Origin of the sequence: Brevundimonas alba (assembly GCF_011927945.1) — a bacterium.
Taxonomy (GTDB): domain Bacteria; phylum Pseudomonadota; class Alphaproteobacteria; order Caulobacterales; family Caulobacteraceae; genus Brevundimonas; species Brevundimonas alba.
Map to the genome: position 1 here is coordinate 1,745,887 of NZ_JAATJM010000001.1, position 15,753 is coordinate 1,761,639.

Genomic DNA, 15,753 nt, shown 5'->3' on the forward strand with positions numbered 1-15,753 from the left:
CCCATCCAGAGCCCGGAGCCTCCATGACCGCCACCATCGACACAGGCCTTTCGAAGACCGAACGCACGGACGTGGCGCAGGAACTGACCAAGGTTCTGGCGGACAGTTTCGCGGTCTATCTGAAGACCCACGGCTATCACTGGAATGTCCGCGGGCCCGAGTTCTTCAGCTTCCACAACCTGCTGGAACAGCAGTACCGCGACATCTGGGCGGCGCTGGACGACATCGCCGAGCGCATCCGCGCGCTGGGCGTTCTGGCCCCGCAGAGCTTCTCCGGCTTCGGCAACCTGACTTCGATCAAGGACGGCGATCCTGAGAAGGAGGCGACGGCCATGCTGACGGAGCTGATGCAGGACCACGAGACCCTGATCGCTACGGCCCGCAAGGCGTTCGAGGCCGCCGACGCCGCCGGTGACGAGGCCTCCGCCGACCTGATGACCCAGCGTCTGGCGGCCCATGAGAAGTTCGCCTGGATGTTGCGTTCGACGCTCGGCGGACGCTGACCCTTGACCGAGCGGCGGTTTTTGGTCTGAAAACCGCCGCGCTTTGCGACTAACAAGGGTTTTCGAGGTTACCCTCGAAGCAGGAGCTTGATTTGCCCGGGATCGACTGGACATCGATGCTGAAGACGACCCGCCGGTTCGCCGCCGCGGCTCCCGCCGCCTTGGCCGCGATCGGCGTCGCTATGGCCGCCAGCTCGACCGTCCGACCCGAGATCGATCGCCGCGCCGAGGCGGTTCGCCGTCTGACGCAGGGCGACCTGAGCGACAAGGGTCTGGCCGCCATCACCGCCCGCATGACGCCGGCTCAACTGGCCATCGCCATCCGTCACGATCCGAACGAGCGTAACCCGGCCCTCTACGGGCTCACGCCGGGATGGGAGAGCCTGTCGCTGGGCGGCAAGCCCTCGCTCGATTTCGGCGCATCAGGCCTCGAAGCGCAGAAACTCAACGCCGCCATGCCGGTGTCGGGTCTGCTGCGGCCCGCCCGCCCGTTCGACTTCAAGCCGGCGACGGCCGAGGATCGCCGCCGCGCGATCCGCTGTCTGACCCAGGCCATCTACTATGAGGCGGCGCTGGAGCCGACCGAAGGCCAGGAGGCAGTCGCCCAGGTCGTGCTCAACCGGGTGCGGGATCCGAACTACGCCAACTCCGTCTGCGGCGTGGTGTTCGAAGGCGCCGAACGGGTCACCGGCTGCCAGTTCAGCTTCACCTGCGATGGCTCGCTGGGGCAGGCGCCGGTCGCCTGGGCATGGAGCCGCGCCGCCCGCGTGGCCGAGCGTGCGCTGGCCGGCGCCGTGGCGACCAAGGTCGGCACGGCGACCCACTACCACGCCAACTACGTCCATCCGTGGTGGGCCCCGACGCTGAACAAGCTGACGCAGATCGGGGCGCACATCTTCTATCGCTGGAAGGGTGTCTACGGCGAACCGGCGGCGTTCCGGCAGGCCTATTCGGGCCATGAGCCCCGGATCGACGAAGTCCGCTTCGCCCGCCTGCGGATCCAGATCGCCTCTACAAAGGATGCCGAGGCCGCCTTGGCCGAAGCCGCCGCCAACGGTGAAAGCGCCACGCGCACGGTGGTGATCGACGGCCAGACCCGCACGGTCGGCGTCGTCTCGCTGGGCGGCCGGCAACAGCCGACCCGCGAGCAGATCGCCGAGATCAATCAGCGCCTCGCCACCTTCGAGACCCCGAAGGCCGCAACGCCCGCGCCTGCCGCCCCGCCGCCGGGTGTCACCGTGATGGACGTAGAGGAAGTGGGCCGCCCCGGCAGCTGACGAAACTCCGGTCTCTCATTGCAACGCTTTGAATGGATCGGCATTGAAGGAAGCCGGCGCGCCACGCCACTCCTGAGGTCCGTTTGAACCCCACGACAAACAACACGGCTGACTGGTCCGAGGCCGACCGGCTCGCGGCTCTTCGCGCCTACGACATCCTCGATACGCCTCGTGAAGGCGCCTTCGATGATATCGTGAACCTCGTGGCGCGGCATTTCGATGCCCCCATCGCCGTGATCAACCTGATCGATGAGGGCCGGCAGTGGTTCAAGGCCGAGACCGGGCTGGGCGTGCGCGAGACGCCGCTCGACACCTCCTTTTGCGCCCACGCCATTCTCGCCGAAGACCGGATGGTGGTTCCCGACGCGACGAAGGACGACCGGTTTGCCTGCAACCCGCTGGTGACGGCCGAACCCCATCTCCGCTTCTACGCCGGCCAGGTGCTCAAGTCGGCCGAAGGTCTTCCCATCGGCACCCTCTGCGTTCTCGACACCAAGGTGCGACCTGACGGGCCGACGCCGCTGCAGATGGAAACGCTCGAGGTCCTTGCCGCCCAGGTCATGACCCAGCTCGACCTGCGTCGCGCCCTGGCCGGGCAGCAGCAGTCGCAGGCCCAGTTCCGCGCCATCGCCGACTCCATGCCGCAGATGGTCTGGTCGACGCTGCCCGACGGATTCCACGACTACTACAACGCCCGCTGGTACGAATTCACCGGCGTGCCCGATGGCTCGACCGACGGCGAAGGCTGGAACGGCATGTTCCATCCGGAGGATCAGGATCGCGCCTGGGCGACATGGCGCCGCTGTCTCGAGACGGGCGATCCGTACGAGATCGAATATCGCCTGCGCCGCCACGACGGCGTCTATCGCTGGACACTGGGTCGCGCCCGGCCGATCCGCAACGAGACTGGCGAGATCACGCGCTGGTTCGGCACCTGCACCGACATCGACGACCTGAAGCGCTCCGATCAGGCCAAGGAGTTGCTCAGCCAGGAACTCAGCCACCGGATCAAGAACATCTTCGCCGTGGTCTCGGCCCTGATCGCCCTGTCGGCCCGCCAGCATCCCGAGGCCAAGGAGTTCGCCGGCGCGGTCCGCACCCGCATCAATGCCCTCGCCCGGGCCCACGAGTTCGTCAGGCCGCACACCGAGAATTCGCGCCCGACCGTCGGCACCATGACGCTGCACGCCTTCCTGACCGACCTGTTCAAGGCCTACAGCGAACTGACGGGCACGCCGCGGGTGGTGGTCACGGGAGACGACGCCACCTTCGATGATCAGGCGGCCACCTCCGTCGCCCTGCTGTTCCACGAACTGGCCACCAACGCCGCCAAATATGGCGCCCTGTCGGCGGAAGGCGGCAAGGTCACGCTCGACACCCGCCGCCTCGACGACCGCTTCGTCCTGACCTGGACCGAGACCGGCGGACCGGCCGTGGAGGGCGCGCCGGTGCAGACCGGCTTCGGCACCTCGCTGGCCACCCTGTCGGTCGAGGGACAGCTCGGCGGCCGGCTGGAACGCAAATGGCTGCGCGAGGGTTTGCAGGTCGTCGCCGATCTTCCCGCTACAGCCCTCTCACGCCGTCGCGCGGCCCAAAACGCCGCATGATGGAACCCGCACGCAACCTGCACGCTCAATAACCGTCACCGTATGTTCGGTGACGTACCAAAGGCCCCAGACTGACCGACTGCCATGACTGCGCGTATCCTGATCATCGAAGACGAGGCCCTTGTGGCCATGGAGCTCCGCTTCGTCCTTGAGGACCTCGGCCACGACGTCGTGGCTACTGTCGCCGACGCCCGTTCGGCGCGCGAGGTGGTGCAGGAGACGGACGTCGATCTGGCGCTGGTCGACATCCACCTGTCGGACGGTCCGACCGGCGTGGCGCTGGGCCGCGAGCTGGGTCAGGACCTCGGCGTATCCGTGCTCTTCATGACCGCCAACCCCGGCATGGTCCGCGGCGGCGTCGCCGGCACGATCGGCGTCCTGTCCAAGCCGACCGACGAGGCCGCGGTGCAGAAGGCGGTCGACTACGCCCTGCGCCGTCGTCAGGGCCAGCCGGTGCTCTACGCCCCGCCGGAATTGCAGCTGTTCGGCTAAACGCCCGACGTCACCAGACGCCGATCTTTTCGGCTTCCTTGTGCGTGATCGGGTGGCCCTGCGTCTTGTGGTCGTGTTCGGCGAGGAAGCGAACGGCCTCCAGCGCCGCCATGCATCCCATGCCGGCCGCCGTGACCGCCTGGCGATAGACGTCGTCCGTCACGTCGCCCGCCGCCCACACGCCCTCGATCGCCGTCGCCGCCGTGCCGGGTTTCACCACCAGATAGCCGCCCTGCTTGGTCTCCAGCTGGCCGGCGAACAACTCCGACGACGGCGCGTGGCCGATGGCGATGAAGACGCCGTCCGCCTTGATCTCCCGAGTCTCGCCCGTCTTCACGTTCTTGACCCGCGCCCCGGTGACGTTGACGCCGCCGAATTCGTTGGTCTCGCCGAGGATCTCGTCGATGGCGTTGTCCCAGACCACCTCGACCTTCGGATGGGCGAACAGCCGGTCCTGCAGGATGCGCTCGGCGCGGAACTCGTCGCGCCGGTGCACCACCGTGACCTTCGACGCGAAATTGGTCAGGAACAGCGCCTCCTCGACCGCGGTGTTGCCGCCGCCGACCACGATCACGTCCTTGCCGCGATAGAAGAAGCCGTCGCAGGTGGCGCAGGCCGACACGCCGAAGCCCTGGTATTTCGCTTCGCTCTCGATCCCCAGCCATTTCGCCTGCGCGCCGGTCGAGATGATCACCGTCTCGGCCAGCATCTCGGTCCCTGAGTCCAGCGTCAGCCGGAACGGCCGCTGCGACAGGTCGACCTTGACGACGATGTCCTCGACCACCTCGGTGCCGACGTGCTCGGCCTGGGCCCGCATCTGCTCCATCAGCCACGGCCCCTGGATCACATCCTTGAAGCCGGGATAGTTCTCGACGTCGGTTGTGATGGTCAGCTGGCCGCCGGGCTGCAGACCGGCGATGACGACCGGGCTCAGCATCGCGCGCGCGGCGTAGATGGCGGCGGTCCAGCCGGCGGGGCCGGACCCGATGATGGCGACGCGGACGGTGCGGGGAGTGCTCATGGCCTCTATTTAGGCGCTGATTCCGGTTCGCGCGATGCTAGGCTGCGATCCATTCACAGCCATGCGACGGAGAAGACCCATGGAAGGTCGCAGCCACCTCGGCATAGGCATCGCGCTCGGCGTGGCCATCGGCTCCGGTCTGGGCGTCGCCATGGACAACCTCGCCATGGGCATCGGCGTCGGCATCGCCGTCGGGTTCGCTCTCGGCATCGCCATGGACGCCCGGAACAAGCGGCGCGGCGGCGACGACGCCAAATGAGGGCCTGCCCGGCCTGAGCCACAGCAACGGCCCGTGCTGGACGGCTTGACGGAACGCCGCTTTTCCAGTCCCCTCAACGGCTTGGGGTGAGGGTACCGCGATGAAACTTGTGCAGCTTGGCGTGTTCGCCGTCAGCGTCGTCATGGCTGGAGCCGGAGCGGCTGACGCCCAGTCGGCGCTCACCCCCGGCGGAACCCTGCGCGGGCAGTTGGCGACCTCGGACGCGCGGCTCGGCGACGACAGCTTCTACGACTGCCTCTCGCTCCAGACCCGCCCCGGCCAGCGCTACCGTGTGGAGATGCGGTCAGCCGCGTTCGACGCCTATATGGCCCTCGGCTCCGGCGCCAAATGCGTCTGGAGCAGCAGCGAGTCTGATGATGACAGCGCTGGCGGGACCGACGCACGGATCGAATTCACTGGCGACGGCGGCCTCTGGTCGGTCCGCGCCAACAGCCTCTCGGCCGGGCAGACCGGCGCCTACACCGTCACGGTTCAGGAACTCGGCGGCGCCCCCATGCCCCCGGTCGCCACGTCCGGCGCCTCTATCGCCTTTGGTCAGACGGTGCGCGGCGCCCTCGCCGCCGGTGATTCCGTCGCCGAAGACGACAGCTTCTACGACTGCTTCACCTTCACCGGACGCGCCGGCCAGAGGGCGGTGGTCGAGATGCGCTCCGCCGACTTCGACACCTATCTGTCGCTCTATTCCGGCGGCTCCTGCGCCGGCGACGGCCTCGGGACCGACGACGACGGCGCCGGTGGTACGGATTCGCGGATCGACCTCACCCTGCCGCGAGAGGGCGCCTACACCATCCGCGCCAACAGCCTCGGGGGCGGGGAGACCGGCGCCTATCAGCTCAGCCTCTTGATCGGCGGCGGATCATCCTCACCCGCGCCCGCGCCGGTCCAGTCGTCCCGCTTCGCGAATCAGGCCTCTACGGGCGCCTGCATCTATCAGCGGGGGTCTCGCGCCCTGCGCTCGATGCGGGGCAAGACTGACGGAACCGACAGCGTCGTGATCATGGAGGGCCGTGAAGTCGCCCTCGCCGATATCGGCGCCACCCAGGCGGTGGGTCTGCCATGGTTCAGGGACAATCAGCCGGTCCGCATCAACGGCCGCACCTATATGAAATATGGACTGCCGCGGGTGCTGAGCTTCCAGGAGGTGGAGTTCTTCGCCGAACACGACGGCGTCGGCTTCGCGGCGGAGACGGGCGTGGCTAACCCGGAGGTTCTCTACGCCGTCGTGCGCAGCGTCGGCTGCGAGTTCCAGCCGTACGCGCTGCAGAACTAGGCGCGAATGGCGCTCAACGCGTCCAGCACCGCCCGCGCCGCGCGCTCCGTCTCATTGAGCGGCGCGTAGCTCCATCCCTCCAGCCGGCCGTCGAACGGCCGGGCCGCGCCGCGGGCCCGCAGATCGGCGTGCAGGCGGGCGAACTTGTCAGCGGACTTCAGCGGGACCATCGGCAGCACGTGCACCGGGGCGCCGGTCGACGCCGCCTCCGCCGCCATATTGGCGCTGTCCTCGGTGACCAGCACATGGTCGGCGAAATGCAGGAAGGCGAAATAGGGGTTCGGCCCCGTCCCGTCCCAGATCATGCCGGGCAGGGAGGCCAGCCGCGCGGTCATCGCCTGTTTCGCCGCCTCGGGCGTGCGGCGTGAGAAGGTCAGCATCAGCGACCCGCCGACCGCCGCCACAGCCGCCGCGATCTGATCGGCCAAGGCCGCCGCATGGGCTTCAGGCAGGTCGAACGCCGCTGATCGCCCGCCGATCAGGACAGCCACGCGCGGGCGGGGCAGGGGCCCCAGCCTGTCTTCGAAAGCCACCGCGCCTTCCGCCAGCTTTTCAACGGTCACCCGGTGCGGCGATCCGGTGATCGACAGCACGTTCGGCCCAACTACGCCGTCGTGCGCCGGCGCGACCACCAGATCATAGGAGTCCATCTTCCAGCGAGGATCCTGCGTCTGGACCACGAAGGTCCGCCCGCCCGAGCGGCGCCGGACCATGGCCGACAGCGGCAGGGTGGCGCGGCCCGTCGCGATCCATAGATCCGGCCAAGCCTCCCCCCCGCTCGGGAAAACCGGGTCCGACGATGGATCCAGCATCCACCCGGCTTTCAGCGCCGACGGCAGCCGGTCGAACGCCTTGCGCCAGCGCACGCGCTTGATCTCTATCCGGGACGGAAAAAGGCGCTGGACGGCTTCCGCCAGACCCAGCGCCTGATTTTCGATGCCGGCCCGGCCGTCGGAGACGACCTGGACGGTAAGCGGGGGCCTGTCGGTCCCTACTTCCACTCGACCTTGAGGATTTCATAAGCCTTCACGCCGCCGGGCGTGTTGACCTCGACCACGTCGCCGACCTCCTTGGAGATCATGGCGCGCGCGATCGGCGAGGTGACGGAGATCTTGCCCGCCTTCACGTCGGCCTCGTGCTCGCCGACGATCTGGTAGCGGCCCTCTTCCTCTGTGTCCTCGTCGACCACGGTGACCGTGGCGCCGAACTTCACCTGATTGCCGTCCAGTTTGGAGACGTCGATGACCTGGGCGCGGCTGATCTTGTCCTCGATCTCGGCGATCTGACCTTCGATCCAGCCCTGCCGCTCTTTGGCCGCGTGATACTCGGCGTTTTCGGACAGGTCGCCGTGTTCGCGCGCCTCCGAAATGGCCGCGATGACGCTCGGCCTCTCGACCGACTTCAATTGCTTCAACTGATCGTCGAGGGCGCGATAGCCCTCGGCCGTCATCGGCACTTTTTCCATATGTCGTGAGTTTCTTGGCTAGCCCGACTGACAGACTTACTCGGCACAGAGGTCGCTGGGCGCACGCGACCGGCCAAAGAGGGTAGGGCGCCCTGCGCCGCGGTTCAAGGCCTGATCAGACGGACCCGGATGCGGGCCGCCCGCGCGTCCGGCCGCGGACCTGCCGGATCAGGCTCCACGCCAGCCAGGCAATGGCGGCGAGGCCGGCGGCCATGAACAGACTCGAGACGATAAATATTCCGGCCGCCATGAAGGCGAGCACGAAGGCGACGGCTGCGGCCAAGGCGGCGATAACTTGAACGGTTTTCAGGCGCATGAACCGTTAACGACCGGGAGGGGCGCCGGTTGCCGTCCGGCTCGCGGCCATTTCAGGGCAGGCGCCGGGTGTGGCTTCTCCGCCGCATAGGCTCACGCGTAGCTATATGGCCCGCCGCGTTCCAGCGCCCGCTGGTAGGCGGGACGGGCGTGGATACGCTCCAGAAACGCCTTTAGACGGGGCTTGTCCGCGCCATAGCCGACCCGGCTGCCCGCCGCCTCGACCGGAAAGCTCATCATGATGTCGGCGGCCGAGAAGGCGTCGCCGGCGAACCATTCCGACTTGGCCAGTTCGGCTTCCCAATAGGCCGTGTGGGCGGCGATCTGCGGGTTTACCAGCGAGGCGTCGACCTTGCGGGCGATGCCGGACGCGACCGGACGCACCATCAGGGGAGACCGTTTGGGAATCTGGCTGAAGATCAGCTTCAGCAGCAGCGGCGTCATCGCCGACCCTTCGGCGTAGTGCAGCCAGTAGGTGAAGCGCCGCCCTTCCGGCGTGCCCCGCGCCGGCCGGAGGGCCGAGCCGCCATGGCTGTCCAGCAGGTATTCGATGATCGCGCCCGTCTCGGCGATCCGCGCGGGTCCGTCGTCCAGCACCGGAGACTTGCCGAGCGGATGAATGGCCTTGAGTTCGGGCGGAGCCAGCATCGTGCGCGCGTCGCGCTGATACCGCTTCACCTCATAGGCGACACCCAGTTCCTCCAGCAGCCACAGGACCCGCTGCGAGCGGGAGTCGTTCAGATGGTGGACGGTGATCATGACCAAGGCTCCGCTGGGCGTCGCAGTTAGCGGAGTTTACGCGGCGTCGGTCCAGCGATTTTCAGCTTCGCCGACCGCTCCAGCGACGCCGTGGCTTCGGCATGGGCTCGGGCGGCGGGGCGGTGCGGCCGGTCCGGCGGCTCTCCCACAGCTGGAACGCCAGCGTAGCCAGCGCCAGCTTGCCTGCATGGCGGCCGGCCAGCCGCCGACCGCCCTGGCTGAGCAGCAGTCCGCCGATCAGGGGCGCAAGTCTGGGGATGGGCATGGCGGTCTCCTTCGGAAGCACAACGCTCGGGCGGTCCGGCCGTTCACGCCGCGTGGCCCCCGTGTCGTGATTGGGTTTGCTCAACCCAAGGCGGCGTGACCACATAAGGCCAAGGTTCAATCCCGGATGCGTGGGCTGCTCATGATCGAAACCATCGCCGCCTTGCTGGCCGCGCTTGCGCTCGCGGGACCCCAGGATCCCGTGCAGGATCCGCAGACCGCCCCCACCCGCGTCGAGGACGTCGAGGTGGTCGCGCGCGCCAATGTCGATCTTGCGCGGGCCTTCGTCGAACGTGTCTCGGCCCCGGCCCGCGGACGGGGTCTTGGCCGGTGGCTGAAGGTCTGCCACGGCATCGCCAACCTCGACCGCGCCGTCGCCCAGCCCATCGTCGACCGGATGGCCGCGCGGGCGGGCGAACTGGGCATCGAGGTCGAAGGCCCCGGCTGCGAGGCCAACATCATCGTCGTCTTCACCACCGAGGCCGGCGCGCTCACCCGGGCCGTCGTCGAGGCCGATCCTCGTGTCTTCCGCCACGGCGGCAATGGCATCGACCGGGGCACGGCGGCACTCCGGGAGTTTCAGCAGACGGAGCGGCCGGTCCGCTGGTGGACGCTCAGCGTGCCGATCGACAGCGAGACGGGGCGGCGTGCGGTCCGGGTGCCGGGCGACCGCGCAGGAAGTTCCGTCAGCCGTCGGCTATCCGAGGCGCTGGGGTGCGAGACGCCGACCGACTGCGTCGGTGTCGGCGCGCCCATCATCCAGTCGGCCGGTGGCGCCTCCCGGCTGACCAGCCAGATCATCGATCAGCTCTACAAGTCGATCGTCATCGTCGACATCGACGGCGTCGCGGGTCTGAACGCCGCCCAGCTCGGCGACTATCTGGCCATGGTCACCCTGGCTCAGGTCGATCCGGGAGCGGACACCGGCGCCTTCGATACGGTTCTGAACCTGTTCGACAATCGGCTGGGCGTGCCGGGCATGACCGAATGGGACGAGTCCTACCTCCGGGCCCTCTACGACTCCCCCTCCCGCCGCCGCACCGCCGGCGCCCAGGCCGACGCCGTGGCCGCTATCATGAACCGGACGGCGGCCGCGGAACCTGCGGAGTGACCATCAGAAGGCGGCGGGTTCAGTCCCTCGCCGGAACCCGCACGACCCGGCTCAACGGCGATACGCCGCTCGGCGAAAAGGCCTCGACAGCGAACCAGTAGTCCACGCCGGTGTTCAACGCCCGCACCTCCAGCTGATCGCCGAGATCGCGCAGGTCGTCGCCATAGACTTGATACGTCAGGAACAGCCGGTCGGGCGCCGTGCCCCAGCGGACGTTGTAGCCCAAAGCGCCCGAGACCGGGGCGATGTGGACGGTGGCGTTCCTCTGGTCACGGCCGCGCTCGACGCGGATATCGGTCGGCCGCTCCGGCGGCAGGCCGTCCGAGGTTCCGAACACCCGCAGGTCCGAGATGGCCAGATGGGCCGCCGCGACCTCGCCGTGCTCGTAGCGGATAAACCGCGCATCCACCGGCCGCTCGCCCTCGACATAGGCGTTGGGACGGTCGCGTTCTGAATCCGACAGGTCCGCGAACACCCGCCAGTCGGCGCCGTCGACGGACCACAGGATGCGGAACCGGGTGCGGATGTCCGGCCGCTCGGCATAGATGCCCGACTGGTAGTCCGCATAGTTGACCTGCACCGCATGGACCCTCTTCACCCCGCCTAGGTCCAGCGTCAGCGTCTCGCCCGCCCGGTTGGCCCCGGCGACCCAGAAGGTGCGGGGGTTCTCGTCGGTCGCCCTGTCGGCGGTGAACTCGCCCACCGTCGAGGACGCCTCGGCCTCGGCCTTGTAGGACAGCGGGAACCAGCCAGTGAACAGGCTGTCGGGATCCTCGACCGTCTCCGTCGGCATCCGCTGCGGATAGTCGCCGAACCGGCTGGAGAAATGCATCTGGCCGTCGGCCGTGAAGCCGCCGGGGAACATCGCGATGCGCCGCTCGAAGGTCCAGTTGTGCCCGATCCACGGCGTGCCCGTGTTCCACCAGTTGCCGTATCGATCCTGGAAGGTCGAGCCGTGCCCCGCCCCCTCGACGAAGCCTCCCGGCTTGTAGCTGACCGGGTTGTACGGCGCGTATTCGAACGGTCCCAACGGGCTGGACGCCACATAGGTCCCGTTGGCGTAGGCGTTGTATTCCGTGCCGGGGGCGCCGTACTGCAGATAGTACCGCCCGCCGTGCTTCGTCATCCACGCCCCTTCCATGAAGGACTTGATGGCCGTCCCGTCCGGCAGGGTCCCTGAGTGATCCTGACCGAAACGCTCCCAGCCATGCTGGTCCGGATGCAGCACATGCAGCCGCGTCGGCTCGCCCACGAACCGCACCGGCGGCGTCGGATCGATCTCCGAGCCGAACAGCGGATAGACGTTCGACGAGCCCCAGTAGAGGTACCACTTCCCATCGTCGTCGATGAACAGGCCCGGGTCCCACGGCCCCGGCGGCAGCTTGCCCTCTGGCAGGCCGGCGTCGCCATAGCTGCCTTCCTCGTTCTGGCTCACCGCACCGGAGACGGGCGGCAGCACCCGCGTATGCCAGTCCCATTGCCCCGTCTCCGGATGCTCGCTGACCAGCATCGGCCGCGGTTCGAACGCCGACTGCATCAGATACAGCCGCTCCCCGTCCGACGCCGCCGCCGGCGCGACATTCGACTCGAACGGCCACTTGTCCGGCTGCACATAGGTCCAGTCGAGCAGGTTCTCGCTGGTCCAGTATCCGTCCGCCAGCGTCTGGAACAGGAAGTAGCGGTCGCGGTGCAGCACGATGACCGGGTCCGCCCCGGTCCGGTAGCTGATGCCCCGGTGCGTCTGCTCGAAATTGTATTTGTAATCGACGTCTACCGGATTGGCCCATGTCCGCGGCCGGGCCTCCTGGGCGGCGGCGGGGACCGCCAGAAGAACGGCGGCGAGGGCGATCGGCAGGGCGGTGCGCATGACCCCACGGTACCACGCGCCCCCGCCTGTTGAGTTCACGAGCGGTTTCGCCCAGACCTTGGCCATGACCACGCCAGAGAGCCCTGCAGAGCCCCGCCTGACCTCGCTCGCCCACGGCGGCGGCTGCGGCTGCAAGATCGCGCCGGCCCTGCTGCAGGACATCCTCAAGGGCATGCCGCAGGCCGTACCGTTCGCCGATCTGCTCGTCGGGACCGAGACCAGCGACGACGCCGCCGTCTGGCGCCTCAACGACACCCAGGCGCTCGTCGCCACCACCGACTTCTTCATGCCGGTGGTCGACGATCCCTTCGACTTCGGCCGGATCGCCGCGACCAACGCCTTGTCCGACGTCTACGCCATGGGCGGGACCCCAATCTTCGCCCTCGCCCTCGTCGGCATGCCGGTGAATGTGCTGTCAACCGCCACCATCGGGCGGATTCTCGAAGGCGGCGCCTCGGTCTGCGCGGCGGCCGGCATCCCCGTCGCCGGGGGCCATTCCATCGACAGCTTCGAGCCGATCTACGGCCTCGTCGCCCTCGGTCTCGTCCATCCGGATCAGGTCCTGACCAACCGCGGCGCGCGGGCCGGCGACGTCCTCCTCCTGACCAAGCCACTCGGCGTCGGCGTTCTCAGCGCCGCCTTGAAGCAGGAGAAACTGGACGAGGCGGGCTACGCGGCCCTGATCGCTTCCAGCACCCGGCTGAACACCCTCGGCGCCAAACTGTCAGGCCGCCCGGGAGTCCACGCAGTCACCGACGTGACCGGCTTCGGTCTGCTGGGCCATGCGCTGGAGATGGCCCGCGGCACCGCCGCGACCATCGAGATCACCGCCCGCCCGCCGCTCCTGTCCGGCGTCCTTCCCCTGCTGCAAGCCGGCGTCCGCACCGGCGCCTCGACCCGCAACTGGGCCAGCTACGGCGCCGACATCGACCTGCCGGACGGCCTCGAACCCTGGCGCCGCGACCTGCTGACCGACCCCCAGACCTCCGGCGGCCTGCTGATCGCCGTGGCCGAAGCCGACGCCCCGGCCGTCCGGGCCCTCGCAAGCGCGGAGGGCTTCACCGCCGAGCCCGTCGGCCGCGTCCTCGAAGGCCCGCCCCGCATCCGCGTCGTCGCATGATCCGCCGCACGACCGACCTGTCGCCCGACGCCCGAGACGGCTTCGACGCCATCATCGACGTGCGCAGCCCCTCCGAATTCGCCCTCGACCACATCCCCGGCGCCATCAACTTGCCCGTCCTCGACGACGCCCAGCGCGCCGCCGTCGGAACCGAATACGTGCAGGGCTCCAAATTCCTCGCACGCCGAACCGGCGCCGCCCTCGTCGCCCGCAACATCGCCGCACATCTGGAAGGCCCGCTCGGCGGCCGCGACGGATCGTTCAAGCCACTGGTCTATTGCTGGCGGAGCGGGCAGCGCTTCGGCGCCATGGTGACCGTCATGGACCAGGTCGGCTGGCCGGTCGCTGTGCTCGACGGCGGCTACCAGACCTGGCGTCGTCAGGTGAAGGCGGCCCTCTACGACGCCCCTCTGCCGCACCGCCTGACCCTGCTCGACGGCCCCACCGGCTCCGGCAAGACCGCCCTCCTGCACGCCATCGCCGCGCGCGGCGTCCAGACCCTCGACCTCGAGGCGCTCGCCGCCCACCGCGGCTCCCTGTTCGGCGCCATGCCCGGCGGCCAGCCCTCGCAGAAGGCCTTCGAGACCGGTCTGCACGACGCCCTGTCCCGTCTCGACCCGGCCCGGCCCGTGATCGTCGAGGCCGAGAGCAGCAAGATCGGCGCGCGTGTCGTCCCGCCCTCCCTCTGGGCCGCCATGGCCGCGGCGTCCGTGATCGAGATCGAAGCCCCCGTGGACGCCCGCGTGGCCTTCACCCTGCGCGCCTACGCCGGGATCGCCGCCGACCCGCAGGCGCTTGACGTCGCCCTGACCCGCCTCCCGCGCCACCACGCCAAAACCACCGTCGCCGAATGGCGGGCGCTCGCCGCCGCCGGGGATCTGGAGCCCCTGGTCCGCCAATTGATCGAGGCCCACTACGACCCCGCGTACCGCCGTACTGGCGCCGCTCGCGACCGCCCGCTGCTGCGTCGCCTTTCCCTGCCGGACCTGACCCCCGCCGCCCTGGACGCCGCCGCCGCCGACATCGTTTCCGCGCTCGACGCTGGCGCTCGCCACGCCTAGCTTCGCGCCATGACCCGTTCCCGCACCGCCGCCCTGATGTCCTCCCTCAGCCTGAGGGTCCTCGTCGCCCTCGTCGCCGGCCTGCTCGCCGGCGCGGCGGCCCAAGCCTGGGGCATCCCCGGCGGCACGGGCACGGTGGCCGTCGTCGAAGGCCTCGGCCAGCTGTGGCTCAACGCCCTGCGCATGACCATCATCCCGCTGGTCTTCGCCCTGCTGGTGACGGGCATCGCCTCCATCTCGGACGCCGCGGCGACCGGTCGGCTGGCCCTCAAGGCGGTCGCCGTCTTCGCGGCCCTGCTGGTCGGCGCCACCCTCTACGGCATCCTCGCCTCCGAAGGCCTGCACGCGATCTGGCCCATCGATCCCGAAGGCGGGCGGCTTCTGCTGTCCGGCGCCACGGGAGACGCGGCGGTCCGCGAGAACGTCGGCGGCGGCGGCCTGACCGCCTTCCTGACCAGCCTCGCCCCGGCCAATCCCATTCGCGCCGCGGCGGAGGACGCCATCCTCGGCATCGTCGTCTTCGCCATCGTCTTCGGCTTCGCGGCGACCCGCCTGCCGGACCGGCTGCGCCAGCCCCTGACTGTCTTCTTCGAAGCGGTGGCCGAGGCGATGATCGTCATCGTCCACTGGGTTCTGCTCGCCGCCCCCGTCGGCGTCTTCGCCCTGTCGCTCGGCGTCGGCCTCAGGGCCGGACTCGGGGCCGCCGGGGTGCTGGGCCACTACATCGGCATCGTGGTGCTGGCCCTCATCGGCCTGATCCTGCTTACCTACGCCGTCGCCGTGGTCTGGGGCCGCGTGAGCCTGCCGCGCTTCGCCCGCGCCGCCGCTCCGGCCCAAGTGGTGGCCTTCTCGACCCAGTCCTCGCTCGCCTGCCTGCCGGTGATGGTCGAGCGCGCCCGTGACCGGCTCGGCGTTTCCGCCGCGACGGCCGGCCTAGTCCTGCCGCTCGCGGTGGCGGTGTTCCGCATCACCTCTACCGTCGCCAACCTCGCCGTCTGCATCTACGTCGCTCACCTGCACGGCATTCCCCTGACCCCCGGCGTCCTGATCGCCGGCGGAGTCACCGCCCTGGCCGTCAGCGTCGGCACGGTCGGCCTGCCGGGTCAGGTCAGCTTCTTCGCCTCCATCGCCCCCATCGCCATCGTCATGGGCCTGCCGCTGGAAGTGCTGCCCCTGCTGCTCGCCGTCGAGGTCGTGCCCGACATCTTCCGCACCATCGGCAACGTCACCGCCGACCTCGCGGCCGCCCGCATCGTCGAGGGCCGCGACGCGACGGCGGATCCGGAGGCGGCGTCGGGGATCTAGCCCGCGAGCGAGCATCGCTTGCGGCGAGACTGTGGC

General features: G+C 69.1%; 17 protein-coding genes. 10 read left to right on the top strand and 7 right to left on the bottom strand.

Annotated elements, in window-relative coordinates; genetic code table 11:
- Nucleotides 1-23: 23 nt before the first annotated feature.
- The 4 genes from GGQ87_RS08505 to GGQ87_RS08520 all read left to right on the top strand — a co-directional run bounded on the left by GGQ87_RS08505 (nt 24) and on the right by GGQ87_RS08520 (nt 3,879).
- Nucleotides 24-503 (top strand): Dps family protein, encoded by a 480-nt coding sequence (locus GGQ87_RS08505; protein ID WP_168046526.1) that lies wholly within the window; start codon nt 24-26, stop codon nt 501-503.
- Between the two features lie 92 nt (nt 504-595).
- Nucleotides 596-1,780 carry a cell wall hydrolase gene (locus tag GGQ87_RS08510; protein ID WP_245161442.1) on the top strand — a complete coding sequence of 395 codons (1,185 nt, stop codon included), beginning with the start codon at nt 596-598 and terminating at the stop codon, nt 1,778-1,780.
- An 83-nt stretch (nt 1,781-1,863) separates the two neighbouring features.
- Nucleotides 1,864-3,387 (top strand): sensor histidine kinase, encoded by a 1,524-nt coding sequence (locus GGQ87_RS08515; RefSeq protein ID WP_168046528.1) that lies wholly within the window; start codon nt 1,864-1,866, stop codon nt 3,385-3,387.
- 84 nt (nt 3,388-3,471) lie between these two features.
- A complete protein-coding gene (locus GGQ87_RS08520; RefSeq protein WP_168046530.1) occupies nt 3,472-3,879 on the top strand; it encodes a response regulator in 408 nt (135 codons plus the stop codon).
- A gap of 10 nt (nt 3,880-3,889) precedes the next feature.
- On the opposite strand, the gene trxB is transcribed toward GGQ87_RS08520, so the two are convergent.
- The gene (trxB, locus tag GGQ87_RS08525; RefSeq protein ID WP_168046532.1) at nt 3,890-4,900 is read right to left on the bottom strand and encodes a thioredoxin-disulfide reductase; all 1,011 of its coding nucleotides are present in this window, start codon (nt 4,898-4,900) and stop codon (nt 3,890-3,892) included.
- Between the two features lie 79 nt (nt 4,901-4,979).
- Here trxB and GGQ87_RS08530 point away from each other — a divergent pair, with 79 nt between their 5' ends.
- On the top strand, nt 4,980-5,159 hold the full coding sequence (locus GGQ87_RS08530) for a glycine zipper domain-containing protein (RefSeq protein WP_209282421.1): 180 nt from the start codon (nt 4,980-4,982) through the stop codon (nt 5,157-5,159).
- 100 nt (nt 5,160-5,259) lie between these two features.
- Complete coding sequence (locus tag GGQ87_RS08535; protein WP_168046536.1) at nt 5,260-6,450, top strand: pre-peptidase C-terminal domain-containing protein; 1,191 nt, start codon at nt 5,260-5,262, stop codon at nt 6,448-6,450.
- Here the strand turns inward: GGQ87_RS08535 and GGQ87_RS08540 are convergent.
- The 5 genes from GGQ87_RS08540 to GGQ87_RS08560 form a co-directional block, all read right to left on the bottom strand.
- Entirely contained in the window at nt 6,447-7,451 is a 1,005-nt protein-coding gene (locus tag GGQ87_RS08540; protein ID WP_168046538.1) for an ELM1/GtrOC1 family putative glycosyltransferase, read from the bottom strand. The genes GGQ87_RS08535 and GGQ87_RS08540 overlap by 4 nt on opposite strands.
- Nucleotides 7,442-7,915, bottom strand: a complete 474-nt coding sequence (greA, locus tag GGQ87_RS08545) for a transcription elongation factor GreA (RefSeq protein ID WP_168046540.1) — start codon at nt 7,913-7,915, stop codon at nt 7,442-7,444. The genes GGQ87_RS08540 and greA overlap by 10 nt, the downstream gene beginning before the upstream one ends.
- 115 nt (nt 7,916-8,030) lie before the next feature.
- Complete coding sequence (locus GGQ87_RS08550; protein ID WP_168046542.1) at nt 8,031-8,231, bottom strand: hypothetical protein; 201 nt, start codon at nt 8,229-8,231, stop codon at nt 8,031-8,033.
- Nucleotides 8,232-8,323: 92 nt separating this feature from the next.
- The gene (locus tag GGQ87_RS08555; protein WP_168046544.1) at nt 8,324-8,989 is read right to left on the bottom strand and encodes a glutathione S-transferase family protein; all 666 of its coding nucleotides are present in this window, start codon (nt 8,987-8,989) and stop codon (nt 8,324-8,326) included.
- A gap of 61 nt (nt 8,990-9,050) precedes the next feature.
- Nucleotides 9,051-9,254 (bottom strand): cysteine protease, encoded by a 204-nt coding sequence (locus tag GGQ87_RS08560; RefSeq protein ID WP_168046546.1) that lies wholly within the window; start codon nt 9,252-9,254, stop codon nt 9,051-9,053.
- Nucleotides 9,255-9,380: 126 nt separating this feature from the next.
- Here GGQ87_RS08560 and GGQ87_RS08565 point away from each other — a divergent pair, with 126 nt between their 5' ends.
- Nucleotides 9,381-10,364 carry a hypothetical protein gene (locus tag GGQ87_RS08565; protein WP_168046548.1) on the top strand — a complete coding sequence of 328 codons (984 nt, stop codon included), beginning with the start codon at nt 9,381-9,383 and terminating at the stop codon, nt 10,362-10,364.
- Nucleotides 10,365-10,383: 19 nt separating this feature from the next.
- On the opposite strand, the gene GGQ87_RS08570 is transcribed toward GGQ87_RS08565, so the two are convergent.
- Nucleotides 10,384-12,231, bottom strand: a complete 1,848-nt coding sequence (locus tag GGQ87_RS08570) for a family 43 glycosylhydrolase (protein WP_168046550.1) — start codon at nt 12,229-12,231, stop codon at nt 10,384-10,386.
- Between the two features lie 64 nt (nt 12,232-12,295).
- Between GGQ87_RS08570 and selD the strand changes: the two genes are divergently transcribed.
- From selD to GGQ87_RS08585, 3 genes are read left to right on the top strand one after another with little or no spacing between them, the layout of a single operon-like run.
- A complete protein-coding gene (gene selD / locus GGQ87_RS08575) occupies nt 12,296-13,351 on the top strand; it encodes a selenide, water dikinase SelD (RefSeq protein WP_168046552.1) in 1,056 nt (351 codons plus the stop codon).
- Nucleotides 13,348-14,412, top strand: a complete 1,065-nt coding sequence (gene mnmH, locus GGQ87_RS08580) for a tRNA 2-selenouridine(34) synthase MnmH (protein ID WP_168046554.1) — start codon at nt 13,348-13,350, stop codon at nt 14,410-14,412. Before selD ends, mnmH begins: the two co-directional genes overlap by 4 nt.
- Nucleotides 14,413-14,421: 9 nt before the next feature.
- Nucleotides 14,422-15,717, top strand: a complete 1,296-nt coding sequence (locus GGQ87_RS08585; RefSeq protein WP_168046556.1) for a dicarboxylate/amino acid:cation symporter — start codon at nt 14,422-14,424, stop codon at nt 15,715-15,717.
- The last annotated feature ends 36 nt before the right edge of the window (nt 15,718-15,753 follow it).

Excerpts from the sequence above, each read along its gene's own strand:
- GGQ87_RS08585 (WP_168046556.1), top strand. The coding sequence starts at position 14,422 with ATGACCCGTTCCCGCACCGCCGCCCTGATGTCCTCCCTCAGCCTGAGG.
- GGQ87_RS08550 (WP_168046542.1), bottom strand. The coding sequence starts at position 8,231 with ATGCGCCTGAAAACCGTTCAAGTTATCGCCGCCTTGGCCGCAGCCGTC.
- GGQ87_RS08505 (WP_168046526.1), top strand. The coding sequence starts at position 24 with ATGACCGCCACCATCGACACAGGCCTTTCGAAGACCGAACGCACGGAC.
- greA (WP_168046540.1), bottom strand. The coding sequence starts at position 7,915 with ATGGAAAAAGTGCCGATGACGGCCGAGGGCTATCGCGCCCTCGACGAT.
- trxB (WP_168046532.1), bottom strand. The coding sequence starts at position 4,900 with ATGAGCACTCCCCGCACCGTCCGCGTCGCCATCATCGGGTCCGGCCCC.
- GGQ87_RS08565 (WP_168046548.1), top strand. The coding sequence starts at position 9,381 with ATGCGTGGGCTGCTCATGATCGAAACCATCGCCGCCTTGCTGGCCGCG.
- GGQ87_RS08560 (WP_168046546.1), bottom strand. The coding sequence starts at position 9,254 with ATGCCCATCCCCAGACTTGCGCCCCTGATCGGCGGACTGCTGCTCAGC.
- GGQ87_RS08530 (WP_209282421.1), top strand. The coding sequence starts at position 4,980 with ATGGAAGGTCGCAGCCACCTCGGCATAGGCATCGCGCTCGGCGTGGCC.
- GGQ87_RS08555 (WP_168046544.1), bottom strand. The coding sequence starts at position 8,989 with ATGATCACCGTCCACCATCTGAACGACTCCCGCTCGCAGCGGGTCCTG.
- GGQ87_RS08520 (WP_168046530.1), top strand. The coding sequence starts at position 3,472 with ATGACTGCGCGTATCCTGATCATCGAAGACGAGGCCCTTGTGGCCATG.
- mnmH (WP_168046554.1), top strand. The coding sequence starts at position 13,348 with ATGATCCGCCGCACGACCGACCTGTCGCCCGACGCCCGAGACGGCTTC.
- GGQ87_RS08570 (WP_168046550.1), bottom strand. The coding sequence starts at position 12,231 with ATGCGCACCGCCCTGCCGATCGCCCTCGCCGCCGTTCTTCTGGCGGTC.
- GGQ87_RS08535 (WP_168046536.1), top strand. The coding sequence starts at position 5,260 with ATGAAACTTGTGCAGCTTGGCGTGTTCGCCGTCAGCGTCGTCATGGCT.
- selD (WP_168046552.1), top strand. The coding sequence starts at position 12,296 with ATGACCACGCCAGAGAGCCCTGCAGAGCCCCGCCTGACCTCGCTCGCC.